We start from the raw sequence: 24,504 nt of genomic DNA, 5'->3' as shown, positions 1-24,504 counted from the left end.
AGCCGGATCCTGCCACTCACAGGTGATCCTGGGGAAGCCCTCAGCGCTCGCGGGCGAGCTGCAGGCCGCGGTGCGCGACCCCGACGAGCCCGACCTGCGCGGCCTGGTCCAGCGGCACCCACCGGGCCAGGTCGGTGCTGCCGCCGACGTCCAGGACCACCGGGTCCAGGACCTCCAGCGGTTCGGCGCGCACGAGGATCCGCACGGCGTGGAAGTCCTCCAGGACCCCGCGCGGGGAGCGGCCGGTGAAGTGCTCGGCGCCGATCTCGGCCAGGGCGGTGACCCGCACGGCCATGCCCGTCTCCTCGTGGACCTCCCGCACGACGGCGGTCAGCGGGTGCTCGCCGTGGTCGACGCCGCCCCCGGGCAGGGTCCAGCGGCCCGGGCTCGGAGTCGCCGAGCTGAGCCGGGTCAGCAGGAGGGACCCGTCCGCGACGACGACGGCGTAGCAGGCGAGCCGCTGCCGCACGACCGGTTCGGCGTCGTCGGTGACCGGGGACAACCGCACCCGCTCGGCGGGGTCGAGGGCGACGAGGTCGTCGGCGACCAGCGGCCAGTCGCCACCGACCGGGACCCACCGGCCCCGGCCGCCGGGTCCGGACCCCTCGGGCAGGGTGGCGGCCAGGACGAGGTGGACGGTGTGCAGGTCCAGGCCGTCGTGGGTGCGGCGGCCGTCGTGCACGGCCAGCAGCTCCCCGAGCCCGACCTGCGGGCCGAGCACGCGCCGGGCCGCGGCCAGCGGCGTCTCACCGTGCGCGAGCAGCGCCCACGGCAGGGCGTCGTCGAGGACCAGGAGCCGCCCCTCGCGGACGGCGGCGACGTGGACGGCGACCCGTTGCAGGGGGCTCACGCGACGGGCGCGTGGAGCTGGGCCTGCACCGCGTGCGTGTTCTTGCGCTCGGCGTAGAAGGACAGGAACGGGACCGTCCCCGCCAGCGCCGTCAGCAGCATCCGCTTCCAGGGCCAGCGGACGCGGTTGCCCAGGTCGAAGGTGGTGATGAGCAGGATGACGTAGAGCCACCCGTGCGCGACGCCGACGACGCGGGTGACGCCGTCCCCGCCGCCGAACGCCCCGAGGTACTCCTGGGGCATCCCGACGCAGACGAGCACGACCAGCCCGATGCCGGTCAGCCAGGCCATGACGCGGTAGCGCGTCAACGCCGCCCGGACCTTCGCCTGCGACCGCAGCCCGCCGGCCGTTCCCGCGCTCACCGGGCACCACTCATGTCTCGTCCTCCTGCGCCGTGCACCGGCCCGTCCGCCGGCGTCCCGGGGTCATCCTCCCCCGCCGCGCGCCGCTCATCGCGCACGGCCCGGAACCACAGGACCACGGCGAACAGGGCGAACACCCACCACTGGCCCGCGTAGGCGAGGTTGCGCCAGTCCAGGCGGCGGGTGGCCTGCCCGGGATCGTCCGGCGGCACGGCACGCAGGCCGGCGGCGGGGGCGGTGTCGGTGACGTAGGCGTTGGCCACCGGGTAGTCGACGCGGTTGATGAGGTCGGCCGCGCTGACGACCCAGGTCTGCCCCGCGGGCAGGGCCGCCGTGGAGGGGGCCAGGTCGGAGGCCTCCGGCGGCTGCACGACCCCCCGGAGGTCGACCGTGCCCGTCGGCAGGGCGGGGGCGAGGGTGCCCTCGGGCACCCAGCCGCGCACGACGGGCACCCCGCTGCCGTCGGCCAGCACGACGACGCCCAGGGCCCAGGACCCCACGACCCCGTCGAGGGCGCGGCCGGGCACGAGGAGGTCGACGTCCGGGTCGAACGTGCCGGTCACCTCGACCCGGTGCCCGACCTCGTCGGCGGACAGGACGGCCGCCGCGCCCGAGGCGCCGGCGTCGACGATCTCGCTGACGGGGGCGACCGGTTGGCGCGCAGGGGGTTCGGTGATGACGACGTTGCCGCGCTGCCACTGCCACACGCCGAGGCCGCCGCACGCGAGCACGACGAGGAGGGCCACGACGGTCAGGACGGCGACGCGGCCCTTCGGCACGCCCGGGCGCTCGGAGTCCACGCGCCCCAGGCTACGTGGCGGACCGCGCAGCCCCGTCAGCTCGTGCGGTCGAACTGCTCACGTCGTACCTCGGCAGTAGCGGTGCGGCGTGCTAGCCGGTAGCGCTTTCCGCGCGGCGGCCGGTCGGCCCGAATCCCCGCACCGGTCCACCGGCTGTCGACCCCGCACCACGGCGCGGCGACCACCAGCACGACGAGCAGGCCGAGGACGACGAGGGCGTTCATCGCCGGCTCCGCCCGCGGGCCTGGCCGCTACCACTCGACGGGTAGGTAGCGCTATTGTCTAGTCTCATGGACCACGGTAGCAGTGTGCAGCGCGTCACCACCAGCCTGCGCGAGCTCGCCGCGACGCTGCCGGCGGGCGCCAAGCTGCCCAGCAGCCGCCGCCTCGTGGCCGACCTCGCGGTCGGGCCCGTGACCGTGCAGCGGGCCATCGACACCCTCGTCGCCGACGGCACCGTCGTCACCCGCCCGGGGGCGGGCACCTTCGTCGCGCGCTCGCAGCGCACGGCGACCGTGGACACCGACTGGCAGCGCGTCGCCCTCGGCGCCTCCCCCGTCCAGACCGAGGGGGTGCTGGCCGCCCTCACCGTCCCCTCTCACGACGTCCTGGACATGGCGCGCGGGTACCTCGACCTGTCGCTGCAGCCGTCCTCGCGGCTGGCCTCGGCCATGGCCCGCGCCGCGCGCCGCCCGGAGGCGTGGACGGTGCCGCCGCCCGCGGGCGTCCCGGAGCTGCGGACGTGGTTCGCCCAGCAGCTCGGCGCCGACCGCGACGACGTGTTCATCACCCCCGGCGGCCAGGGCGCGCTGTCCACGGTGCTGCGCTCCATCGTGCCCGCGGGCAGCCCCGTGCTCGTCGCCGTCCCCGGGTACCCGGGCGTGATCTCGTTGCTGCGCAGCGCCGGTCTCGTGCCGGTCCCGGTCCCCACCGACGCCGACGGGGTGCGCCCGGAACTGCTCGAACGCGCCTTCGAGCAGTCCGGCGCGCGCCTGCTGTACCTGCAACCCACCTACGCCAACCCCGACGGCTCGGTGCTCGCCCCCGACCGCCGTCGCCCCGTGCTGGAGATCGCCGCCCGGGCCGGGGCGTTCGTCGTCGAGGACGACTTCGCCCGCTGGCTCGGCCACGGACCGACGGCCTCGCCCTCGCTCCTGCGCGACGACACCGACGGCCGGGTCATCACGGTGAACTCCCTCAGCAAGGTGTCCGGGCCGAGCCTGCGGGTGGGCTGCGTCGTCGCGCGAGGCCCTGTCGCGCAGCGCATCGCGGGGCTGAGCTTCGTCGACCATCTCATCGTGGCCCGGCCGTTGCAGGAGGCGGCCGTGGAACTGGTCACCGGCGCCGGCTGGACCGCGCACCTGCGCGGGCTGTCCGCCGCCCTCGGTTCCCGGCTCGACACCCTGTCCACGGCCCTGGCCCGGGACCTGCCCGAGTGCAGCTGGCCGCGGCCCCGCGGGGGGTTCTCGCTGTGGCTGCGCCTGCCCCGCGGGGTGGACGACCTCGAGGTCGCCCGCCGCACCCGCGAACGGGGGCTGGCCGTCGGGCCGGGACGGCACTACGTCGTCGCCGAGGAGGACGGCGCGCACCTGCGGCTGTGCTACGCCGCGATCACCGAGCAGCAGATCCCCGCCGCGGTGAAGGTGCTCGCCGCCTCGCTGTGAGGCGACGAGAGACCAGGACGAGGACGCCGGCGCAGGAGGAGAACACCGGTGGGCCCCGACCGCGCCGTCAGCTCCGCCACCCTGCGCCTCCCGGCGCGTCGGCGCGCCGCCGACGTGGGTGCACCTGCCGGGTGGCCGAATCCTGGTCGCCCGGGTGCGGGGGTCACGGTTCCCCGCCGGCAGGCAGCACGGTCGGTCACAGGCCTTCGCCCGGCCGTTCACGACGTCCGGGGAACGGAGAGCGTGACAGAGCGGCTGTCCGACACCGCCAGACGTCAGGTGAGCGTCGGCCAGTCGCTGGTGAGGTACGCCTCCACTGCGCGGTGCCTGAAGGAGTAGGGCTTGCCGCGACCGATGATCCCGCGCACGGTGTCGAGCCGCTGGGAGGTGGGGCCGGCGGCCGCCGCGGCCGGGAAGCCGGCCAGGTCGGCGATGCGTGTGAGCGTCCGGTCGGTGGGGGGCAGCTGAGCCATCGCCTCGAGGAAGTCGCGCTCGCGGTGCGGCAGTCGTCCGAGGATCCGCTCGACGTGGGCAGCCGCTTCCCGCTGGGCGACCTCCCAACCCGCCGTGACCTGGTCGGCGGTGATGAGAGCGTCGTCGCCGGCGTACCAGGCCTGTTGTCCGGCGACCTGGAAGAGGAACGGTTCTCCCCGACAGAGGTCGACGAGCGCGGCGACGGCTTCCTGGGTCATCCGGATGCTCGCGACACCGCCTCGGTCGTCAGCGATCACCCAACCGGGGGTGACGAACTCCTGCAGAGCGAGCGTGAGGTCGTCGTCGTCGATCGCCTCCAAGACGGTCATCGCGAACCGGCGGGCGAAGGTGGCTCCCTTGTGCGCTCCAGCGCGATCTTCGAACTCCGGCAGCCCGGTGAGGTAGACCGCGATCGGGAGGGAGGCTTCGATCCGCACGTCACCGGGAGCAGTGACGATGAGTCGATGGGTGATCGCGTCTCCGAGGGCGATGAGGAGCTGTGACAGAGCTCGCTCGTCCGTGATGTTCTGCACCTCGTCGATGTGGATCAAGCAGACGGCCTCCTCCTTCATGGCCGCGCGACCGATCTCGATGAGCAGGTCGGTCAGCACGACGTGGGGATCCGGCCCATCGCCTTCGCGGAGGGCCAGGGAGACACCGCTGGCGGCGATCGACTCGACACGACCGAGCAGGTCTTTGAGGCGCTTCTCCCGACGAGCGGGCAGACCGGCGACGTGAGCGAGGGTGAGGAGTGCGTCGGCGACGAGCTTGAGGGGGTCGGATCCGAGGGGGACCCGGACCTGGGAGGTCACCCAGTCACCGCATGCAGCGGCTTCCGTCGCGATCTTGCGCACGAGGGCGGACTTCCCGAGCCCTGGTTCGCCGAGGATGGTTCGTCCACGCTCGGGCAAGCCGCGGGCGAGACGAGGTCGCACGACGTTGCGCCAGTCGCTGAGTTGCACCGTGCGGCCGGCCCACACCGCAGGCACGATGTCGGACCCGGGGTTGAAGGGGTTGTTCACCGCAGAACGCACGTTGATAAATTTATCACGCACGGGTTCCGGTCGGGGAGGGAGAAGCGCACCCCACGCGGTCGGCTCTAGCGTCGGCGGTGACCGGTCGCCACGGTGACGGCCGGCACGACGACGAGGAGGCCACGGTGGCGGGACGAGAGGGAACCGGGGAGGACCAGCGGCTGTCCGCGGTGGAGCGGGCGGCGGTGAAGGCCCGGGCCGCGGAGGTGCGCGCCGAGGCCCGGCGCGCCCGGAGGGAGGGCAAGGCCGCCGCCGACACCGCGGACGTCCTGGCGAAGATCGCGTCGATGCCCGACGGCGACCGCGAGCTGGCCGGCCGCGCCCACCGGGTCGTCGCGGACGCGGCCCCGCACCTGACGCCCAAGCTGTACTACGGCCAGCCCGGCTGGGCCGGAGCCGACGGGAAGGTCGTGTGCTTCTTCCGCAGCGGGCAGCAGGACAAGCTGCGGTACTGCACCGTCGGGTTCAGCCCGCAAGCCGTCCTGGACGAGGCCACGGGCCTGTGGCCGACGTCCTACGCGCTGACGCAGGACGCGACCGAGGAGGCGTGGGCGCAGCTCGCCGCGCTCGTCGCCCGGGCCGCGCCCGCCCCGGACGGGACCGACGCGGCGTCCTGACGCCGGCACCCCTGAGGAGAACGCTCGACCGGCATGTCCCACCCCTCAGCAGCCGGGGACGGGCGCGGTGAGCGGGTCGGGGGCACGGCGGGCGCGCCCCGCGGCGGTGACGACGGCGAACCCCTCCCGGACCCAGTACTCGTACCCGCCGATGAGCTCGCGGACGTGCGTGTACCCCAGCCTCGCCAGCGTCAGCGCGGCGCGTGTGGCGCCGTTGCAGCCCGGCCCCCAGCAGTGCACGACGACGGGCGCGGCCCGGTCCGGGCACACCTCGGCCGCACGGTCGCGGACCTGCGGCCCCGGCAGGTGGACGGCGCCGGGCAGGTGCCCCTGGGCCCACGCCGCGTCGGCGCGGACGTCGAGGACGAGCGGGCCGCGTCCCGCGGCACGGTCGGCGGCCAGGTCGGCGGGGTCGGTCTGGAAGGTCAGGTGGGCCGCGAAGAAGTCGACGGCGGACAGGGGGTTCGACACCCCTCCAGGGAAGCGGGCTCAGCCCCGCCGGACCAGGCACGATGCACGGCGAGGACGCCCACCGGCCGGGGATGCGGCGGTAGTTTCCCGGTCGTGACGACGAATCCACGGCCGGTCCTCGACGCGACCGACCGGGCCCTCCTGGAGCACCTGCAGCGCGACGGCCGCACGAGCGTGGCGGACCTGGGCCGCGCGGTGAACCTGTCCGCGAGCGCCACCGCCGAGCGCCTGCGCCGCCTGACCGACTCCGGTGTCGTCACCGGGTTCACCGCCGTCGTGGACCCGGAGGCGCTGGGCTACACCGTGACGGCGTTCGTCCGGCTGGCCTACCCGACGGGGAACTACAAGCCGTTCCACGACCTGCTCGACACGACACCGGAGGTCGTGGAGGCCCACCACGTCACCGGCGACGACTGCTTCGTCCTCAAGGTGCTCGCCCGCTCGATGCGCGACCTGGAACGGATCACGGGGCGGCTCGCGACGCTCGGGGCGATCACCACGAGCGTCGTGTACTCCAGCCCGTTGCCGGGCCGGCACCTCCGGCCGGCGTGACCGGCCGGAGGGTCGTGCGGTGGATCAGCGGGAGGTCACTCCCACTCGATGGTCCCCGGCGGCTTGCTCGTGACGTCGAGCACGACCCGGTTGACCTCGGGCACCTCGTTGGTGATCCGGGTGGAGATGCGGGCCAGCACGTCGTAGGGCAGGCGCGTCCAGTCGGCCGTCATGGCGTCCTCGGAGGAGACCGGCCGCAGCACGACGGGGTGGCCGTAGGTGCGGCCGTCGCCCTGCACGCCCACGCTGCGCACGTCGGCGAGCAGGACGACCGGGCACTGCCAGATGTCGCGGTCCAGGCCCGCGGCGGTGAGCTCGGCGCGCGCGATGGCGTCCGCCGCGCGCAGCACCTCCAGGCGCTGCGGCGTGACGGCGCCGACGATGCGGATGGCCAGACCCGGGCCCGGGAAGGGCTGGCGGTGGACCATCGCCTCGGGCAGGCCGAGCTGCACGCCGACGGCGCGGACCTCGTCCTTGAACAGGGCGCGCAGGGGTTCGACGAGCTCGAAGGCGAGGTCGTCGGGCAGCCCGCCGACGTTGTGGTGGCTCTTGATCGTCGCCGCGCCCGTGCCGCCGCCGGACTCCACGACGTCGGGGTACAGCGTCCCCTGGACGAGGAACCTCACCTCACCCGAACCGGGCTCCTCCGCCACGACGTCGCGGGCGGCCTGCTCGAAGACGCGGATGAACTCCCGGCCGATGATCTTGCGCTTCTGCTCGGGGTCGCTGACGCCGTCGAGGGCGTCGGCGAACCGCTGCACCGCGTCGACGACGTGCAGCTTGACGCCCGTGGCGGCGACGAAGTCCTTCTCGACCTGCTCGGCCTCACCGGCGCGCAGCAGGCCGTGGTCGACGAACACGCACGTGAGCTGGTCGCCCACCGCGCGCTGCACCAGGGCGCCGGCGACGGCGGAGTCGACGCCACCGGACAGGGCGCAGATGACCTTGCCGTCCCCGACCTGGGCGCGGATGCGCGCGACCTGCTCCTCGATGACGTTGCCCGTCGTCCAGTCCGGGGCGATGCGGGCTCCGGAGCGCAGGAAGTTCACCAGGACGTCCTGGCCGTGCGCGGAGTGCTTGACCTCCGGGTGCCACTGCACGCCGTAGAGGCGGCGTTCGTCGTCCTCGAACGCGGCGACCGGGGTGTCCGGGGTCGAGGCCGTGACGCGGAACCCGGCCGGGGCGGCGGACACGCTGTCCCCGTGGGACATCCACACCGACTGCTCGGCGGGCTGGTCGCGCAGCAACGTGGAGGAGGCGGAGTCGAGCAGGGCCGCGGCGGTGCCGCCGTACTCGCGCCGGCCGGTCTGCGCGACCTCGCCGCCGAGGGCCTTGGCCATCGCCTGGAACCCGTAGCAGATGCCGAGGACGGGCACGCCGGCCTCGAACAGCGCGGGGTCGACCTGCGGGGCACCGTCGGCGTACACGCTGGAGGGGCCACCGGACAGGATCACCGCGGCCGGGTCCTTGGCGAGCATGTCCGCCACGCTCGTCGAGCTCGGCACGATCTCGGAGAAGACGTCGGCCTCGCGGACCCGGCGCGCGATGAGCTGCGCGTACTGGGCCCCGTAGTCGACGACGAGGACCGGGCGGTGGGCGCGCTCGGCGTCCACCTCGGCGGGGGCATCGGCGGGAGGGGTGGTCTGGCCTTCGGGCGCGTCCGGCGTCACGGCCCAAGGGTAGCCGTCGGCGCCGCGCCCCCCGAAAACCGCGTGGAACCGGAACCGGGAAGCGATTACCGTCAGTCGGTGTGCGCTCCCTCCCCCTGAGCGACCCCGGCACCCCCGACGTCTCCTCCCCCACCCGGTTCCTGCTGCGCACGGCGGCGCAGCAGTGGCGGCCGATGGTGGCGGGCTCGGCGATCGGCACCGTGTGGTTGCTGTCCCAGGCCGTCCTGCCCGCCGCCATCGGGCGGGCCGTCGACGCCGGGCTCGTCGGACCCGACGGGCAGGGGGACGCCGCCGCCCTGACCCGCTGGTCCCTGCTCGTGCTCGCCCTGGCCGTCGTCACCGCGTGGGCCGCGATCGTGCGCCACCGGTACGGCGTGACGAACTGGCTCACCGCCTGCTTCCGCACGCTGCAGCAGGTCGGGCGGCACACCGCCGGGGCCGGCACCGCGGTCACCGCCAAGCTGCCCCAGGGCGAGGTGCTGGCCTCCATCGCCTCCGACGGCCCGCGCCTGGCCGACGCCTTCGACGTCACCCAGCGCGCCGTCGCCTCGGTCGCCGCGGTCGCCGTCGTCGCCGTGCTCGTGCTGCGCACCTCGGTGCCCATCGGCCTCGTCATCCTCGTCGGGGTGCCCGTCGTCATGGCGCTGCTGCTGCTCGTCCTGCGTCCGCTGCAGGAGCGGCAACGTCTGCACCGCAAGCTGTCCGGGGAGCTGACCTCGATCGGCACCGACACCGTGCGCGGGCTGCGCATCCTGCGCGGCATCGGCGGGGAGGAGGTCTTCCTCGGCCGGTACCGGGACAAGAGCCAGCAGGTGCGCGCGGCCGGGGTGCGGGTGGCGACGTGGGAGTCGGCGCTGGAGGCGCTGCAGATCCTCGTCCCCGGCCTCCTCGTCGCCTCCCTCGTGTGGGCCGGGGCCCGGGCCACCGCCCGCGGCGACGTCACCGCCGGGGAGCTCGTCGCGCTCTACGGCTACGCCGCGTTCCTCACCTCCCCCCTGCGGATGCTCGTGGAGGCCGCCGACAAGTACGTCCGCGCCCTCGTCGCCGCGCGGCGGCTCATCACCCTGCTGGAGGTGCCGCCCGCCGTCGCCGACCGCCCCGGGACCCCGGCGACGACCCCGGGGGGCACGCTGGCCGACCCCGACTCCGGGGTCAGCGCCGCCGCGGGGCAGCTCACGGCGCTCGTGTGCGACCCGCCCGAGGACGCCGCCGTGCTGGCCCGCCGGCTGGCCCGCTTCGACGACGACACCCGCGCCACCTTCGGCGGGGTCGGGCTGCGGGACCTGCCCGTGGCCGAGGTCCGCGCCCGCGTCCTGCTCGCCGAGGACGACGCCCAGCTGTTCAGCGGGACGATCCGCGAGCAGGTCGACCCCGAGCACGTGCACGACGACGCCGAGGTCCTCGACGCCCTGGAGGTCGCCGACGCCCACGACGTCCTCGACCTCGTCGACGGCGGCCTGGCCGGCACCGTCACCGAACGCGGGCGGTCGCTGTCCGGTGGGCAGCGCCAGCGCCTGGCCCTGGCCCGGGTCCTGGCCCGCGACCCCGAGGCGCTCGTGCTCGTGGAGCCCACCAGCGCCGTCGACGCCCACACCGAGGCCCGCATCGCCGACCGGCTGCGGCGGGCCCGCGCGGGCCGCACGACGGTCGTCGCGACCGCCAGCCCGCTCGTCCTGCCCCGGGTGGACCACGTCTGCTGGGTGCGCGACGGGCACGTCGTGGCCACCGGCACCCACGCCGACCTGCTGGCCACCGACCCCGGCTACCGCGTGTTCGTCACCCGCGACGCCGCCGCGCCCACCGAGGTGCCCGCACCCCGCACCCCCCGACCGCACGTCGAAGGACCACCCGTGAGGACCGACCGATGAGGACCACGCTCCCCGTCGCCGACCGCGAGCACGTCCTGCGCGACGTGCGGCGGCTGCTGCGCCAGCACCGCGACCCCGGCCTGCGGATGCTCGCGCTGCACGCGCTGGCCGCCGTCGCGGGCCTGGCCGGCCCGTTCCTGCTGGGCCGCCTCGTCGACGACGTCGTCGCCGCCGTCCGCGAGGGCACCGCGTTCGAGGTCGTCGCCGGCCGCATCGACGTGGCCGTCGCGGTCCTCGTGGCCGCGGTCGTGGCCCAGGCCGTCCTCGCCCGCCTGGCCCGCAAGCGGTCCCTCGTCCTGGCCGAGGGCGTCTTCGCCCAGCTGCGCGAGGAGTTCCTCACCCGCGCCACCGCGCTGCCGCTGTCGGTGGTCGAGCAGGCCGGCACCGGCGACCTCGTCTCGCGCACGACGAACGACGTCGACGCCCTGAGCTACACCGTGCGGTACGGGGCCCCGGCGATCCTCGTCGCCTTCGTGACGTCGGTGCTGACCGTCGTGGCGGCGGTGTTCTCCGGGCCCCTGGTCGCCCTGGCGATCCTCGCCGGGTTCCCGGGGTTGTTCCTCGCCACCCGCTGGTACCTGCGCCGGGCCCCGCAGGGGTACGCCGCCGAACGCGCCGAGTGGGGCCGGATCTCCACCACGCTGGGCGAGAACGTCGAGAACGTCCGCACCGTGGAGGCCCTCGGCCTGGCCGGGCACCGGGTGCGCCTGGTCGACGACGTCATCGGCGCGACCGTGCGCCGCGAGCGGTACACGTTGTCCCTGCGGACCGTGTGGTTCCCCAGCATCGAGATGTCCTACCTCGTGCCCGTCGTCGTCGCGCTGCTGTGGGGCGGGTTCCTCGTCCGCCACGACCTGCAGACCATCGGGCAGGTCACGACCGTCGTCCTGTACCTGCGCCAGCTCGTCGGCCCCGTCAACGAACTGCTCGCCTGGTGGGACGAGCTGCAGGTCGGGCAGGCCAGCTTCGCGCGCGTCGTGGGGTTGTCCGCGGTCGAACCCGACCGCACGCCACTGCCCGCCGAGCCGGCCTCCGACGTCGTCCACGCCGACGCCGTCGGTTTCGCCTACACCCCCGGACGCCCCGTGCTGCACGGGGTCTCCCTCGAACTGGAACCCGGGGAACGGCTCGCCGTCGTCGGGCCGACGGGGGCGGGCAAGTCGACGCTGGGCCGGCTCATCGCCGGGATCAACGCCCCCACCGACGGCAGCGTGCAGGTCGGTGGCGCCGAGGTCACCGGGCTGCCGCTGGACGAGCTGCGCTCCCGGATCGCGCTCGTCACCCAGGAGCGGCACGTGTTCGCCGCCTCGCTGCGCGACAACGTGGCCCTGGCCGCGCCGGGGTCCTCCGAGGAGCAGGTGCTCGAGGCGCTGGCGGCCGTCGACGCCCGCGACTGGGTCCTGGCCCTGCCCGAGGGGCTGGACACGGCCGTCGGGGAGAACGGGCTGACGCTGTCGGCGGCGCAGGCCCAGCAGGTCGCGCTCGCCCGGCTCGTGCTCGCCGACCCGCACACCCTCGTCCTGGACGAGGCGACGTCGCTGCTGGACCCGAACGCGGCACGGCACCTGGAACGGTCCCTGGCCGCGGTGCTGGAGGGCCGCACGACGGTCGCGATCGCGCACCGCCTGCACACCGCGCACGACGCCGACCGCATCGCCGTCGTCGAGGGCGGGCGGATCACCGAACTGGGGACGCACGCCGAACTCGTCCACGCGGGCGGTTCCTACGGGCGGCTGTGGCGGAGCTGGCACGGGGAGGGTTAGCCTGGCGGGGTTCACTCCCAGGGTCCTGGTGCGCTTGTGGTGGGGAGGCGCACCCACGACGCTGGAGCCTACCCGTGAGCACCACCACCTCCCCCGTTCCTCCCGCGCCCTCCGGCCTGCGCTCGCGCTACGCGCGGCTGCCGCAGATCGCCGGCCCGGCGTACCTGCCCGTCAGCGCCCTGGGGCGCCTGCCCATCACGATGGTGCCCCTGGCGGTGCTCGCCCTCGTGACGGCCTCCAGCGGGTCGGTGGCCGTCGGCGGCCTGGCCAGCGCCTCCGCCGCGGTCGGTGAGGCGCTCGGCGTCCCCGTCGTGGGCTGGTTCGCCGACCGGCGCGGGCAGCGGGCCGTCCTGCTCACCGTCGTCGGCCTGCACCTGCTGGCCGTGGCCGGGTTGTTCACCGCCCTGGGCACCGCCGGGGCCCCCGTCGTGCTCGCCGCCGCCGCGGGGGTCGGTCTGACCCTGCCGTCGGTCGGCGGGTTCTCCCGCGCCCGTTGGCTGCGGATGACCCGGGACCGGGAGGACCTGTCCACCGCGTTCGCCGCCGAGGGCACCATCGACGAGGCCGCCTACATCCTGGGTCCGGCCCTCGTCGGCGCGGTCGGCGTCCTGGGGAGCCCGGCCGCCGCGCTGCTGACGTCCGCGGCGCTGACGTCGGTGTTCGTCACCGCCTTCGCCTGCCACCGCAGCCACCGGCACACCGCCCCCGTGGCCCGGGACACCACCGGCCCGCGGACGCGGGTGCCGTGGGTGGTGGCCGTCCCCGTCCTGGCGATGGTCTGCATGGGCACCACCTTCGGCGCGACGCAGACCGGCGTCACCGCGGCGGCCGAACGGATCGGCTCCCCCTCGCTGGGGTCCCTCGTCTACGCCGTGTCCGCGATCGGGTCCACCGTCACCACCGTCTGCCTCGTCCTGCTGCCCGACCGGTTCGGGCTGCGGGCCCGGTGGACGCTGTGCGGGCTGGGGCTGCTCGCCGGGGCCGGCCTGATGGCCGCCACGGCCACCCACCTGGGGGCGCTGACGGGCGCCGTCCTCGTCATGGGGTTGTTCATCGGGCCCGCGCTGGTGACGGTCAACACCGTCGCGGCCCGGCTCGTCCCGGCCGAGCGCGGCGCGTTCCTCATGGCCCTGCTGAACTCCGGCATCGTCCTGGGCGTCGCGGCCGGGGCCTCCCTCGGCGGGGCCATCGCCGAGCACGCCGGCCCCGCCGCGGGGTTCGCCGTCGTCGCGGTGGCCGGCGGGCTGCTCGCGGTGACCGCCGCGGCGGCCCCGCTCGAGCGGTGAGCCTCAGACGCTGAGCTCGGCCGGGTCGACGCCCGTCCACTCGACCGACCGGGCCCACAGCCACGCCGCGTCGGAGGTGTCGTAGGCGCGCGGGGCGGCGGGGACCAGGACGGGGAACCCCCGCCACCCCTGCCGCCCGCCCGGACCGACGTACTCCCCGCCCGCGAGGTCGGGGTCGGTCGCGGCGCGCAGCAGCGGCCAGGCCCCCAGGGCGGCGGACTGCCCCACGGCCCGGCCCAGCACCTGACCCAGCGCCTCCCCGACGCGGTTCCCCCCGAGCGGGGTCATCTTCCACAGGTTCGTCTCGGACAGCCCGGGGTGCGCGGCCACCGACACCAGCGGGGCCCCGACGGCGCTCGCGCGACGCTGCAGCTCGAAGGCGAACAGCAGGTTCGACAGCTTCGAGCGCCCGTAGGCCGCCCACTTCCGGTAGCTGCGCTCGCTCTGGTAGTTCTCCCGGTCCAGCCGGCCGAACGTGTGGGCAACGCTGGCCACGCTCACGACGCGACCCCCGCCCCCGGCCAGCAGCGCCGGCAGCAGCAGCCCCGTGAAGGCGAAGTGCCCCAGGTGGTTCGTGCCGACCTGCAGCTCGAACCCGTCCGCGGTGCGGCCGAACGGCGGCACCATGACCCCAGCGTTGTTGACGAGGACGTCGATGCCGGACCGGCGGTGCAGCACGTCGGAGGCGGCCCGCCGCACGCTGGCGAGGTCGGCCACGTCGAGGGGGACGAGCTCGACCTGCGGGTCGACCCCGGAGTCGCGCACCTCGGCCCGCAGCTGCGCGAGCGCGGCCCGGCCCCGCTCGGCGTTGCGGCACGCGAGCAGGACGTCGGCCCCGCGGCGGGCGAACTCCGTCGCCACGTGGAATCCCAGCCCGGAGTTCGCCCCGGTCACCAGGACGGTGCGCCCCTCCTGCCGGCCCATCGCGTCGGGCGTCCAGGGGGTGCTGTCCAGGTGGTCCACGGGTCTCCTCGGGCGGGGGTGCGGGGGCGGCGTCAGGCGGGCTGGTACGGCGAGACGACGACCTCGATGCGCTGGAACTCCTTCAGGTCGGAGTACCCCGTCGTGGCCATCGACCGGCGCAGCGCGCCCATGAGGTTCGTCGTGCCGTCGGCCACCCGGCCGGGCCCGTTGAGGATCTCCGCCAGCGGGGCCGTCGTGCCGACGCGGACCCGCTCACCGCGCGGCAGGACCGAGTGGTGGGCCTCCGGGCCCCAGTGCCAGCCGCGGCCGGGGGCCTCGGTGGCGCGGGCCAGGGCCGCACCGAGCATGACGGCGTCGGCCCCGCAGGCGACGGCCTTGACGATGTCCCCGGACGTCCCGACACCGCCGTCGGCGATGACGTGGACGTACCGGCCGCCGGACTCGTCCATGTAGTCGCGGCGGGCCGCGGCGACGTCGGCCACGGCCGAGGCCATCGGCGCGTGGATGCCCAGCGCGGTGCGCGTCGTGTGCGCCGCTCCCCCGCCGAACCCGACGAGGACGCCCGCGGCGCCGGTGCGCATGAGGTGCAGCGCCGCGGTGTAGCCCGCCGCCCCGCCCACGACGACCGGGACGTCGAGCTCGTAGATGAACCGCTTGAGGTTCAGGGGTTCGGTCGTGCCCGAGACGTGCTCGGCCGAGACCGTGGTGCCGCGGATGACGAACAGGTCCACCCCGGCGTCGACGACGACCTTCCAGAACTCCTGCGTGCGCTGCGGGGACAGGGCCCCGGCCACCGTCACACCGGCGGCGCGGACCTCGGCGAGGCGGCTCGTGATGAGCTCGGCCTTGACCGGCTCGGCGTAGATCTCCTGCATCCGCGGGATCGCCACGGCCGGGTCCAGGCCCGCGATCTCGGCCAGGAGGGGTTCGGGGTCGGCGTACCGCGTCCACAACCCCTCCAGGTCCAGGACGCCGAGCCCGCCGAGCCGGCCCAGCGCGACGGCCGTGGCGGGCGAGGCGACGGAGTCCATCGGCGCGCTCATCACGGGGATGTCGAAGTGGTAGGCGTCGATCTGCCACGTCGTGGAGACGTCCTCGGGGTCGCGCGTGCGACGGCTCGGGACGACGGCGATGTCGTCGAAGCTGTAGGCGCGTCGCCCCCGCTTGCCGCGGCCGATCTCGATCTCAGACACGGCAGCAGGCTACCCGCCCCGGGCCGCGCGCCCGTCCGCGCGCGGCCCGCCCCGCGGTGGTGCTCAGCGGCTGGTGCTCAGCGGCCGCTGTAGTTCGGCGCCTCCACCGTCATCTGGATGTCGTGCGGGTGCGACTCCTTCAGGCCCGCCGGCGTGATGCGGACGAACGTGCCGTTCGCCTGCAGCTGCGGCACCGTGCGGGCACCGGCGTAGAACATCGACTGCCGCAGCCCGCCGACGAGTTGGTGGGCCACCGCGCCCAGGGGGCCGCGGTAGGGCACCTGGCCCTCGATGCCCTCGGGCACGAAGCGGTCGTCGGTGGCGACGTCGTTCTGGAAGTAGCGGTCCTTGGAGAACGACCGCCCGCCCTGACGGGTCTGCTGGGCCCCGAGGGAGCCCATGCCGCGGTAGCTCTTGAACTGCTTGCCGTTGATGAAGACCAGGTCGCCCGGGCTCTCGTCGCACCCGGCCAGCAGCGAGCCGAGCATCACGGTGTCGGCGCCGGCCACGAGGGCCTTGGCGATGTCGCCGGAGTACTGCAGCCCGCCGTCACCGATGACCGGCACCCCCGCGGGCCCGGCGGCCTTGGCCGCCTCGTGGATCGCGGTGACCTGCGGGACGCCGACCCCGGCGACGACGCGGGTCGTGCAGATCGAGCCCGGGCCCACGCCGACCTTGATGCCGTCCACGCCCGCGTCCACCAGCGCCTGGGCGGCCGCGCGCGTGGCGACGTTGCCGCCGACGACGTCCACGTGCGCGGCGGCCGGGTCCTTCTTCAACCGGGAGATCATCTCCAGCACCGCGCGGGAGTGGCCGTGGGCCATGTCGACGACGAGCACGTCGACCCCCGCCTCGACCAGGCCCATCGCGCGCTTCCAGGCGTCCTCGAAGATGCCGACGGCCGCGGCCACGCGCAGCCGGCCGTTCTCGTCCTTCGTCGCCAGCGGGTACTGCTCGGACTTGACGTAGTCCTTGACGGTGATGAGGCCGGTGAGGCGGCCGCGGCCGTCGACGATCGGCAGCTTCTCGATCTTGTGCTGGCGCAGCAGCTGCATCGCGTCGTCGGCCGAGACCCCGACGGGGGCGGTGACCAGGGGCGCCTTCGTCATGACGTCGCGCACGGGCCGGGTGAAGTCGGACTCGAAGCGCAGGTCGCGGTTGGTGACGATCCCGACGAGGGTGCCGTCGGGGTCCACGACGGGGACGCCGGAGATCCGGTACCGCCCGCACAGGGCGTCGACGTCGGCCAGCGTGGCCTCCGGCGTCGTCGTCACCGGCTGGGTGACCATGCCGGACTCCGAGCGCTTCACGAGGTCGACCTGGGCGGCCTGCTCCTCGGCGGACAGGTTGCGGTGCAGCACCCCCAGACCACCCTGGCGGGCCATCGCGATGGCCATCCGCGACTCGGTGACGGTGTCCATCGCCGAGCTCAGCAGCGGGATCGCCAGGTGGACGCGCTTGGACACCCGGGTCGAGGTGTCGACCTCGGAGGGGATCACGTCGGACTCACCGGGCAGCAGCAGGACGTCGTCGTAGGTCAGGCCCACGAAGCCGAAGGGGTCGTGTGCGGACGTCTGTCCGTCGGGGATCTGCGCGCTCACCCCCCGGAGTCTACGAGCCGGAGGGGACCTCGGGGTCCGTGCCGCCGGGGGCGGGTGCCGTCTCCTGCGGGCCCGGCACGACCTCCGGCAGCGGCGTCGGGCCGGTGCCCGGGGACGGGTCGGCGACCACCGGCAGGGTGGGCGTGACCACGACGGGGTCGGAGGGGACCGGGTCGGTGCCCCCGCCGACCGCCGGGGCCTCCGGGGCGTTCCCGGGGGCGCTCCCGGTGGGGGCGTCGGTGGGCCCACCCGTGGCGCTGCCGGTGGGCGCGCCGGTGGGCACGTCGGTGGGCACGTCGGTGGGCACGTCGGTGGGCACGGCCGGCCCCGCACCGTCGGTGGGAGCGGCCGGGTCCGTCGGGGTCCCCGTCGGTGCCTCCGTGCCGGGCGCCGGGTCGGTGGGCGTCCCCGTCGGCCCGCCGGTGGGCGTCCCCGGCCGCGGCGTCGCCGGCGGCCCGGACGGTGCGGTCGGGCTCGGGGGGGCACCGGTCCCGCCCCCGGGGGGCAGGGTCGGCACGACGACCGACGGGGCCGGGGGGCTCGCCGGTGCCGTCGGGCGGGCCGGGGCGCCACCAGTGCCCGGAGCCGTCCCCGGTGCGGGAGCGGTCGGCGCGGCGGTCGGCGCGGCGGTCGGCGTCGAGGGCGTCGAGGGCGTGGTGCCCGTCGTGCGCCCCGGCTGCAGCGGCACGCGCCAGGTCCCGGTCGGGGACGCGGTCGGCGTCACGGTGGCGACGTCGACCAGCGAGGTCCCGGTCGGGGACGGGGCGGGCGCGGTCGTCGGCGAACCCGACGGGGACGAACCCGCCACGCTGTCGAGCGCGTCGTCCTCCAGGTCGGCCAGGACCTCCTGCACCTGGGCGACGACACCCGGGTCGACGCGGGTGTCGACGCGGGTGTCGTCGATCTGGCGCTGCAGGTACTCCAGCCGGGCCCTGGCCCCCTCGCTGTCCCCGGCGAGCGCATCGGCGCGGGCCTGGACGATCTCGCGCTGGACGCGCTCGGTCGGGGTCCCGGCGAAGACGCTGAAGACGGTGTCGGGGAACCAGCCCGGCAACTGCGCGGCGATCGAGGCCGAGACCGACCCGTCGGCCCCGCCCAGGGGACCGGCGCTGGTGGCGGCGGCGGCGGCGGTCCCCCCCAGCAGGGTCAGCACGGCCGCCGCGGCGACCGTGCCCCGTCCCAGGCGCTGCAGCGTGCGGCGCCGGGCGAGCAGGACGCGCGGGCCGGGCACCCCGTCCTGCCCGTCCCCGGGCTCGACGGTGGACCCGGCGGTGGGCTCGGTGGTGGACCCGGTGGTGGACCCGGTGGTCAGGTCCGGCAGCGGGACCGGCCGGACCCCGGCGGTCTCGGGGTCGGCGTGCAGGGCGTAGGAGTCCAGCAGGCGGGCGACCGCGTCGGCGAGGTCGCCCTCGGTGCTCTCGTGCCGGCCCAGCCGGTCGAGCAGGGCGTCGGTGGCCAGCAGGTCGGGCACGGAGAAGGAGTCGTCGTCCACGCCCGCCCCTCCCCGCTCGTCCTCGTACCCGTCCCGCACCCCGCGCAGGTGGCCCCGACCCCGGCCCGTGGGCCCGCCGGTCGTGTCCCCGCTCACGGCGCCACCTGCAGGGAAGCGTCCTCGAGGGCGGTCTTGCGCAGCTTCTGCATGGCGCGGTGCTGGGCGACGCGCACGGCCCCGGCCGTCATGTCCAGGGCGCGGCCCGTCTCCTCGGCCGACATGCCCGCCCCCACCCGCAGCGTGATGATCTCGCGCAGCTTCGGCGGCAGCGTGTCGAGCAGCCGCCCGACCGTCTCGGCGTCGAAGGCGTCGAGGGCGAGCTGCTCGGGGCCCGGCTCGGCGGTGGCGGCGTCGGGGACGTCGTCGGTCGGGACGGGGGCGCGGTAGGAGGCGCGCTGGGCGTCGGCGACCTTGTTGGCCGCGATCCGGTACACGAACGCCTCGAACGGGCGTCCGGTGTCCTTGTAGCGGGGCAGGGCCGTCAACACGGCGATGCAGACCTCCTGTGCCGCGTCTTCGGCGGCGTGATCAGCTCCGGGCAGGCGCCCGAGCTTGGCCCGGCAGTAACGGTGGACGAGGCGGCGAACCGCTGCCAGGAGGTCGGCGACGGCGCCCTGTTCCCCCGACAGGGCACGTGCCGCCAGTGCCTGGAGCCCCCCGGCTTCCGTCCTGTCCATCGCTGCGGGCCGACCGGGCGTTACACCCTGCGTCCCCGCCGCCGGGTGCCGGGTGCCGGCCACCCCCTCCTCCTGCTCGTCGTCGGTCGCGTCGTCGGTCGCGTCGTCGGTCGCGGCGTCGGTCGCGGCGTCGGTCGCCTCGCCGTCGGTCACGTCCTGGTCGTCCTGGTCGTCCACCCCATCGACCGCGAGGTCCGGGACCTGACCGTCGAGCCGACCGTCGAGCCGACCGTCGAGCCGGCCCGCCGGTTCGACGCGCAGGTCGTCCACGGCGGCGGTGCCGGGACGGCCGTCGCCGTCGTGCGGGGACCGTTCGAGGCGGGGGGTGTCGGGCGCGACGACGGCGCCGACGTCACGACCGACCTCGGCGCGTCGGGCGTCTGCGTCGGACCGGCCGCCGCTCGCGTCGACGGACTCGTCGCCCCCCGGGCTCACCCGCCTACCGTACGAGACCCCAGCGGAATCCCACAGCCACCGCCTGAGCACGGTCCGCAGCCTCGAGCTTGCGGAACAGCCGGCGCGCGTGCGTCTTGACCGTGTCCTCCGACAGGAACAGCTCTCGTCCGATCTCGGCGTTGCTGCGCCCGCGGCTCATGCCCACGAGCACCTGCTGCTCACGTTCGGTCAGCACCGGCGCGCGGCCGGTCAGGACCGCGCGGGTGCGACCGCCCCCCCGGCGGCGGCTGACGTCCTGCAGCGCCTGGAGCACGGCCGTGGCCAGCTCCTCGCGGGAGACGTCCTTGACCAGGTAGCCGCGCGCGCCCGCGGCGACGGCCCGGGCCACCCCGTCGCCGTCCTCGGCCATCGTGGCCATGAGGACGTTGGCCTCCGGGTGCCGCGCCAGCAGCCGGCGGGCGGCCTCGACGCCACCGATGCCGGGCATGCGCACGTCCATGATCACCAGCGAGGGCCGCTCCACGGGCCAGCGCTGGAGAGCCTCTTCGCCCGAGCTCGCCCCCACGACGCGGGTCACGCCCGGGACGGCCGCCACCATGCGTCGCATGGCTTCGCGGGCCAGCGGAAGGTCATCGCAGACCAGTACCGTAGCCACCACTGAACCTCTTCCCTGTGCGGGTGGAGCGGGGCCGTCCGTGGCCTCGCTGCGACGCACGTGCAGTGCGCCACGAAGAGAGTTGTCGGCAGGCCCCGGGCCCGACCTGAGCGACGAGATCGGCCAGGAGCTGGACCGCGGGCGGGAAGTCGTGCTAAGGGGCTCTAGAAGACCCGGGGGCTCCGCCGTCGGCGCGGCGGGTCGGGCGTCCCCCCGGTCAGGCCGAGACGGCCCCGGCGCAGGCGGCGACGGCCTCGCTCAGCCCGGTGACCGGCACGAGGTCGCGGACGGGCCCCTGCGCCTCCTGCCGGGCCCGCTGCAGGTCCGCCACCAGCTCCGTCCCGCCCAGCACGACCACCAGCGGCGCCGGGCGCACCCGCAGCAGGTCCGCCAGGCCGGGCAGCACGTCCTCGCGGGAGGTGGCGTCGGGGACGACGAGCAGGACGGCGGGCGGGCGCACGCGGCGGGCGGCGGAGGCGAGCATCCGGGCCGGCACGCCGTCCCCGACGCTGCGCGCCCCGGTGCCCAGCTCGGCCAGGGCGGCCGCGGCCGCCAGCAGGACGGGGGTGCGGTCCCGGTCGTCGGCCGTGCCGGCCCCGGCGAGCAGGACGGCCCGCTCACCGTCGGCCGTGGGCAGCGCCGACAGGGCGCGGGCGACGGCGGCGTGCATCGCCGCGTCGCGGGCCGCCGAGGCCGGGCCGAGCACCTCGTCCCAGGCCCGCGCCACCCCCCGGGCCCGGACCTCGTCGGTGAAGCGGTCCGACAGGCTCGCGACCGCCCAGTCGTCCTCGTCCAGGGCCGGGCCCCCGGCACGACCGCGCGGGCGCACGGCCGCCGGACGGCTCTCGGCGTCCTCGGACTCGTCGGACTCCTCCGGGCGGCCGGCGACCGCGACCTCCGGCACCACCGGGGCCTCCGGGGCCTCCGCCGGGGGCACCAGCCCGGACGTCGGGCCGGCGATGGCGACCGCGTCGGTGACGGCGGCCTCGATGACTGCGCTGGGGATCGTCGAGACGCTCGCCAGGGCGAACCCGCCGTCGGCGACCGCCGTGGTCGCCGCGAGCTGGGCGGCCTCGGCGGGCGCCACCCCCTCCAGCGTCAGGCGCCGCATCACCACGAGCCGGGCCAGGTCGGAGGAGGAGTAGCGCCGGTGCGCACCCGCGGTGTGCTCCGAGGGCCCCAGGCCGTAGCGCCGGTCCCACGTCCGCAGCGTCGCCGGCGCCACGCCGAGACGGCGCGCGACGGCCGCCACGGTGAGGGTCATGCGCGGTGCGGGTGGCGCGGAGGCACCCCGACCGGCGGGGTCGACGGCGGAGGACATGGCACGAGTTTGTCGCGGGGCCCCTCCAGGCGCCACTCGCCTCACCGCGCCAACCCTGTTCACCGTTGTTCACACCGTGGTCACGACGCGGTCGGCGTTGTCCGGGTGGCGGGCCGCCCGGATCTCTGCATGTTGTTCACACCTGGTTCACGAGGTTGTTCACCCGTCCGGCGGGCCCGGCGGACGGCCCGGGGACCGCCTCCTGACCCGATCGCGGGCGACTTCGGACGAGGGGCTTGAACAACTTCTGACTCGGTTGTAGTTTCAGGGGCAGTCAGCACGTCCCCTCCAGCGAGGAGCGCACCACCATGGCCGAGATCTCCCGTCTCCCCGGACCCGTCGCCGACGTCTGGGAGTGGCAGCTCGACGGCTCCTGCCGCGAAGCCGACCCGAACCTGTTCTTCCACCCCGAGGGCGAGCGCGGCCCCGCCCGCCGCAACCGCGACGCCGCCGCGCAGGCCATCTGCGCCGGCTGCCCCGTCCTGGAGATGTGCCGCAAGCACGCCCTGAAGGTCCGCGAGCCCTACGGCGTGTGGGGCGGCATGACCGAGGACGACCGCGAAGCCGTCTACGCGACCGAGCGTCGTCGCGGGATGCGCGTCGCCGGCTGACACCCCGCTCCACCCCGTGCGCGGTGTGGTGCGGCGCGCGGACCGGCAGTGCCCAGGAACGACGAAGGGCCCGGCCCCCCTCGGGGGAGCCGGGCCCTTCGTCGTTCCTCAGGAGGGGTCAGTGGCCGTGGCCGTGACCGTGACCCGCGGCGGCGGGCTCCTCCTCCTTCTTGTCCACGACCAGGGTGTCGGTGGTCAGGACCATCGACGCGATCGAGGCGGCGTTGCGCAGCGCCGAGCGCGTCACCTTCACCGGGTCCAGGACCCCGCCGGCCAGCAGGTCGACGTACTCGCCCGTGGCGGCGTTCAGGCCGTTGCCCGGCTCCAGCGAACGGACCTTCTCGACCACGACGTAGCCCTCGAGGCCCGCGTTCTCGGCGATCCAGCGCAGCGGCTCGGAGGCCGCCTTGCGGACGAGGGCGACACCGGTCGCCTCGTCGCCGGTCGTGCCCAGACCGTCCTCGAGCACGGAGACGGCGTGCACCAGGGCCGAGCCGCCGCCGGCGACGATGCCCTCCTCGATCGCGGCGCGCGTCGCGGAGACGGCGTCCTCGATGCGGTGCTTCTTCTCCTTGAGCTCGACCTCGGTGTGCGCGCCGACCTTGATGACGACGACACCACCGGACAGCTTGGCCAGGCGCTCCTGGAGCTTCTCGCGGTCCCAGTCGGAGTCGGTGCGCTCGACCTCGGCCTTGATCTGGGCGACGCGACCGGCGATGTCGTCGGCCGAGCCGGCGCCGTCGACGATCGTCGTGTCGTCCTTGGTGACCGTGATGCGGCGGGCGGTGCCCAGCGCGTCGAGGTCGACCTGGTCGAGCTTGAGGCCGACCTCCTCGGCCACGACCTGCGCGCCGGTGAGGGTGGCGATGTCCTGCAGGATCGCCTTGCGGCGGTCCCCGAAGCCGGGGGCCTTCACCGCGACGGCGTTGAAGGTGCCGCGGATCTTGTTGACGACCAGCGTCGACAGCGCCTCGCCGTCGACGTCCTCGGCGATGATCAGCAGCGGCTTGGAGGTCTTGAGGACCTTCTCCAGCAGCGGCAGCAGGTCCTGGACCGTGGAGATCTTGCCCTGGTGGACCAGGACGTACGCGTCCTCGAGGACCGCTTCCTGGCGCTCGGCGTCGGTGACGAAGTACGGCGAGATGTAGCCCTTGTCGAACTGCATCCCCTCGGTGAAGTCCAGCTCGAGGGCGGTCGTGGAGGACTCCTCGACCGTGATGACGCCGTCCTTGCCGACCTTGTCGAACGCGTCGGCGAGCAGGTCGCCGACGGTCGCGTCCTGGGCCGAGATCGTCGCGACGTGGGCGATGTCGCCCTTGCCGTCGACGTCGCGCGCCAGCGACAGGAGCTTGTCGTTGACGGCCTCCACGGCCTTGTCGATGCCGCGCTTGAGGCCGGCCGGGGCCGCGCCGGCCGCGACGTTGCGCAGGCCTTCCTTGACGAGGGCCTGGGCCAGGACGGTCGCGGTGGTGGTGCCGTCACCGGCGATGTCGTTCGTCTTGGTGGCGACCTCCTTGGCGAGCTGGGCGCCGAGGTTCTCGTACGGGTCCTCGAGCTCGACCTCGCGGGCGATGGTGACGCCGTCGTTCGTGATCGTCGGCGCACCCCACTTCTTGTCGATGACGACGTTGCGGCCCTTGGGGCCGAGGGTCACCTTGACGGCGTTGGCGAGGGCGTCGACGCCGCGCTCGAGGGACTTGCGAGCGGTGTCGTCGAACGAGAGCTGCTTGGCCATGTGCGTTTTCCTTCCGGGTCGATCGGGTCGATCAGGTCGTCGGCGGGTGAACGAGGGACGCCCCGGGCACCCGGAGAACGGGTGCCCGGGGCGTCAGGACCTCGTGCCGCTTACTTGGCGACCTTGGCGAGGACGTCGCGCGCCGAGAGGATCAGCAGCTCGTCGCCGCCGTACTTCACCTCGGTGCCGCCGTACTTGGAGTAGATGACCTTGTCACCGACGGCCACGTCGACCGGGACGCGGTTGCCGTTGTCGTCCACGCGGCCCGGGCCCACGGCCAGGACCTCGCCCTCCTGGGGCTTCTCCTTGGCGGTGTCCGGGATGACGAGACCGGAAGCGGTCGTCTGCTCCGCGTCGAGCGGCTTGACGACGATGCGGTCCTCGAGCGGAGTGATGGAGACCGACACTGGTGCGGCCCTCCCCTTCTGCTTCAGCGAACTGGCGTACGGGACGGTCGGAACGGTGGGGAGCGGACGACCGTCGTCGCG

At 75.0% G+C, this 24,504-nt stretch carries 23 protein-coding genes; 7 read left to right on the top strand and 16 right to left on the bottom strand.

The window, feature by feature from the left end:
• Positions 1-40 precede the first annotated feature (40 nt).
• Genes AB2L27_RS09840 through AB2L27_RS09825 form a run of 4 tightly spaced genes read right to left on the bottom strand, consistent with a single transcriptional unit; the run spans position 41 to position 2,236 of the window.
• Complete coding sequence (locus AB2L27_RS09840) at positions 41-850, bottom strand: NUDIX domain-containing protein (RefSeq protein ID WP_370441283.1); 810 nt, start codon at positions 848-850, stop codon at positions 41-43.
• Positions 847-1,212: a DUF3817 domain-containing protein gene (locus tag AB2L27_RS09835; RefSeq protein WP_370441282.1), complete on the bottom strand. Its 366-nt coding sequence runs from the start codon at positions 1,210-1,212 to the stop codon at positions 847-849. The genes AB2L27_RS09840 and AB2L27_RS09835 overlap by 4 nt, the downstream gene beginning before the upstream one ends.
• Positions 1,209-2,012 carry an SURF1 family protein gene (locus AB2L27_RS09830; RefSeq protein WP_370441281.1) on the bottom strand — a complete coding sequence of 268 codons (804 nt, stop codon included), beginning with the start codon at positions 2,010-2,012 and terminating at the stop codon, positions 1,209-1,211. The genes AB2L27_RS09835 and AB2L27_RS09830 overlap by 4 nt, the downstream gene beginning before the upstream one ends.
• Positions 2,013-2,047: 35 nt before the next feature.
• A complete protein-coding gene (locus AB2L27_RS09825) occupies positions 2,048-2,236 on the bottom strand; it encodes a hypothetical protein (protein ID WP_370441280.1) in 189 nt (62 codons plus the stop codon).
• Between the two features lie 66 nt (positions 2,237-2,302).
• On the opposite strand from AB2L27_RS09825, the gene AB2L27_RS09820 reads away from it, so the two are divergent.
• On the top strand, positions 2,303-3,676 hold the full coding sequence (locus AB2L27_RS09820) for an aminotransferase-like domain-containing protein (protein ID WP_370441279.1): 1,374 nt from the start codon (positions 2,303-2,305) through the stop codon (positions 3,674-3,676).
• A gap of 275 nt (positions 3,677-3,951) precedes the next feature.
• On the opposite strand, the gene AB2L27_RS09815 is transcribed toward AB2L27_RS09820, so the two are convergent.
• Positions 3,952-5,184 (bottom strand): ATP-binding protein, encoded by a 1,233-nt coding sequence (locus AB2L27_RS09815; RefSeq protein WP_370441278.1) that lies wholly within the window; start codon positions 5,182-5,184, stop codon positions 3,952-3,954.
• A 125-nt stretch (positions 5,185-5,309) separates the two neighbouring features.
• Here AB2L27_RS09815 and AB2L27_RS09810 point away from each other — a divergent pair, with 125 nt between their 5' ends.
• Entirely contained in the window at positions 5,310-5,801 is a 492-nt protein-coding gene (locus tag AB2L27_RS09810) for a DUF1801 domain-containing protein (RefSeq protein ID WP_370441325.1), read from the top strand.
• 45 nt (positions 5,802-5,846) lie between these two features.
• Here AB2L27_RS09810 and AB2L27_RS09805 read toward each other — a convergent pair whose 3' ends face one another.
• Positions 5,847-6,272 carry a rhodanese-like domain-containing protein gene (locus AB2L27_RS09805; RefSeq protein ID WP_370441277.1) on the bottom strand — a complete coding sequence of 142 codons (426 nt, stop codon included), beginning with the start codon at positions 6,270-6,272 and terminating at the stop codon, positions 5,847-5,849.
• A gap of 93 nt (positions 6,273-6,365) precedes the next feature.
• On the opposite strand from AB2L27_RS09805, the gene AB2L27_RS09800 reads away from it, so the two are divergent.
• On the top strand, positions 6,366-6,824 hold the full coding sequence (locus tag AB2L27_RS09800; RefSeq protein ID WP_370441276.1) for an Lrp/AsnC family transcriptional regulator: 459 nt from the start codon (positions 6,366-6,368) through the stop codon (positions 6,822-6,824).
• A gap of 35 nt (positions 6,825-6,859) precedes the next feature.
• Here AB2L27_RS09800 and guaA read toward each other — a convergent pair whose 3' ends face one another.
• Complete coding sequence (gene guaA, locus AB2L27_RS09795) at positions 6,860-8,437, bottom strand: glutamine-hydrolyzing GMP synthase (RefSeq protein WP_370441324.1); 1,578 nt, start codon at positions 8,435-8,437, stop codon at positions 6,860-6,862.
• Positions 8,438-8,574: 137 nt separating this feature from the next.
• Between guaA and AB2L27_RS09790 the strand changes: the two genes are divergently transcribed.
• The 3 genes from AB2L27_RS09790 (at position 8,575) to AB2L27_RS09780 (ending at position 13,411) form a co-directional block, all read left to right on the top strand.
• A complete protein-coding gene (locus tag AB2L27_RS09790) occupies positions 8,575-10,362 on the top strand; it encodes an ABC transporter ATP-binding protein (protein ID WP_370441275.1) in 1,788 nt (595 codons plus the stop codon).
• Positions 10,359-12,125, top strand: a complete 1,767-nt coding sequence (locus tag AB2L27_RS09785) for an ABC transporter ATP-binding protein (RefSeq protein WP_370441274.1) — start codon at positions 10,359-10,361, stop codon at positions 12,123-12,125. The genes AB2L27_RS09790 and AB2L27_RS09785 overlap by 4 nt, the downstream gene beginning before the upstream one ends.
• 74 nt (positions 12,126-12,199) lie before the next feature.
• The gene (locus tag AB2L27_RS09780; RefSeq protein WP_370441273.1) at positions 12,200-13,411 is read left to right on the top strand and encodes an MFS transporter; all 1,212 of its coding nucleotides are present in this window, start codon (positions 12,200-12,202) and stop codon (positions 13,409-13,411) included.
• Positions 13,412-13,414: 3 nt separating this feature from the next.
• Here AB2L27_RS09780 and AB2L27_RS09775 read toward each other — a convergent pair whose 3' ends face one another.
• The 7 genes from AB2L27_RS09775 to AB2L27_RS09745 form a co-directional block, all read right to left on the bottom strand.
• A complete protein-coding gene (locus AB2L27_RS09775; RefSeq protein WP_370441272.1) occupies positions 13,415-14,374 on the bottom strand; it encodes an oxidoreductase in 960 nt (319 codons plus the stop codon).
• A gap of 32 nt (positions 14,375-14,406) precedes the next feature.
• Entirely contained in the window at positions 14,407-15,528 is a 1,122-nt protein-coding gene (locus tag AB2L27_RS09770) for a GuaB3 family IMP dehydrogenase-related protein (protein WP_370441271.1), read from the bottom strand.
• A gap of 77 nt (positions 15,529-15,605) precedes the next feature.
• Positions 15,606-17,129 (bottom strand): IMP dehydrogenase, encoded by a 1,524-nt coding sequence (gene guaB, locus AB2L27_RS09765; protein ID WP_370441270.1) that lies wholly within the window; start codon positions 17,127-17,129, stop codon positions 15,606-15,608.
• 10 nt (positions 17,130-17,139) lie between these two features.
• Entirely contained in the window at positions 17,140-18,717 is a 1,578-nt protein-coding gene (locus tag AB2L27_RS09760) for a hypothetical protein (RefSeq protein ID WP_370441269.1), read from the bottom strand.
• The gene (gene shbA / locus AB2L27_RS09755; protein ID WP_370441268.1) at positions 18,714-19,733 is read right to left on the bottom strand and encodes an RNA polymerase sigma factor ShbA; all 1,020 of its coding nucleotides are present in this window, start codon (positions 19,731-19,733) and stop codon (positions 18,714-18,716) included. Before shbA ends, AB2L27_RS09760 begins: the two co-directional genes overlap by 4 nt.
• A gap of 4 nt (positions 19,734-19,737) precedes the next feature.
• A complete protein-coding gene (locus AB2L27_RS09750) occupies positions 19,738-20,349 on the bottom strand; it encodes a response regulator transcription factor (RefSeq protein WP_366170466.1) in 612 nt (203 codons plus the stop codon).
• 217 nt (positions 20,350-20,566) lie between these two features.
• Positions 20,567-21,613 (bottom strand): MerR family transcriptional regulator, encoded by a 1,047-nt coding sequence (locus AB2L27_RS09745; protein WP_370441323.1) that lies wholly within the window; start codon positions 21,611-21,613, stop codon positions 20,567-20,569.
• 365 nt (positions 21,614-21,978) lie between these two features.
• On the opposite strand from AB2L27_RS09745, the gene AB2L27_RS09740 reads away from it, so the two are divergent.
• Entirely contained in the window at positions 21,979-22,281 is a 303-nt protein-coding gene (locus AB2L27_RS09740; protein ID WP_370441267.1) for a WhiB family transcriptional regulator, read from the top strand.
• Between the two features lie 118 nt (positions 22,282-22,399).
• Here the strand turns inward: AB2L27_RS09740 and groL are convergent, their stop codons facing one another.
• The gene (gene groL / locus AB2L27_RS09735; protein WP_370441266.1) at positions 22,400-24,016 is read right to left on the bottom strand and encodes a chaperonin GroEL; all 1,617 of its coding nucleotides are present in this window, start codon (positions 24,014-24,016) and stop codon (positions 22,400-22,402) included.
• A gap of 110 nt (positions 24,017-24,126) precedes the next feature.
• On the bottom strand, positions 24,127-24,423 hold the full coding sequence (gene groES / locus AB2L27_RS09730) for a co-chaperone GroES (RefSeq protein WP_012084928.1): 297 nt from the start codon (positions 24,421-24,423) through the stop codon (positions 24,127-24,129).
• Between the last annotated feature and the right edge of the window lie 81 nt (positions 24,424-24,504).

It is taken from the genome of Kineococcus halophytocola (genome assembly GCF_041276425.1).
In the GTDB taxonomy this organism is placed as follows: Bacteria; Actinomycetota; Actinomycetes; order Actinomycetales; family Kineococcaceae; genus Kineococcus; species Kineococcus halophytocola.
This window is presented reverse-complemented; position numbering and strand designations above follow the sequence as displayed.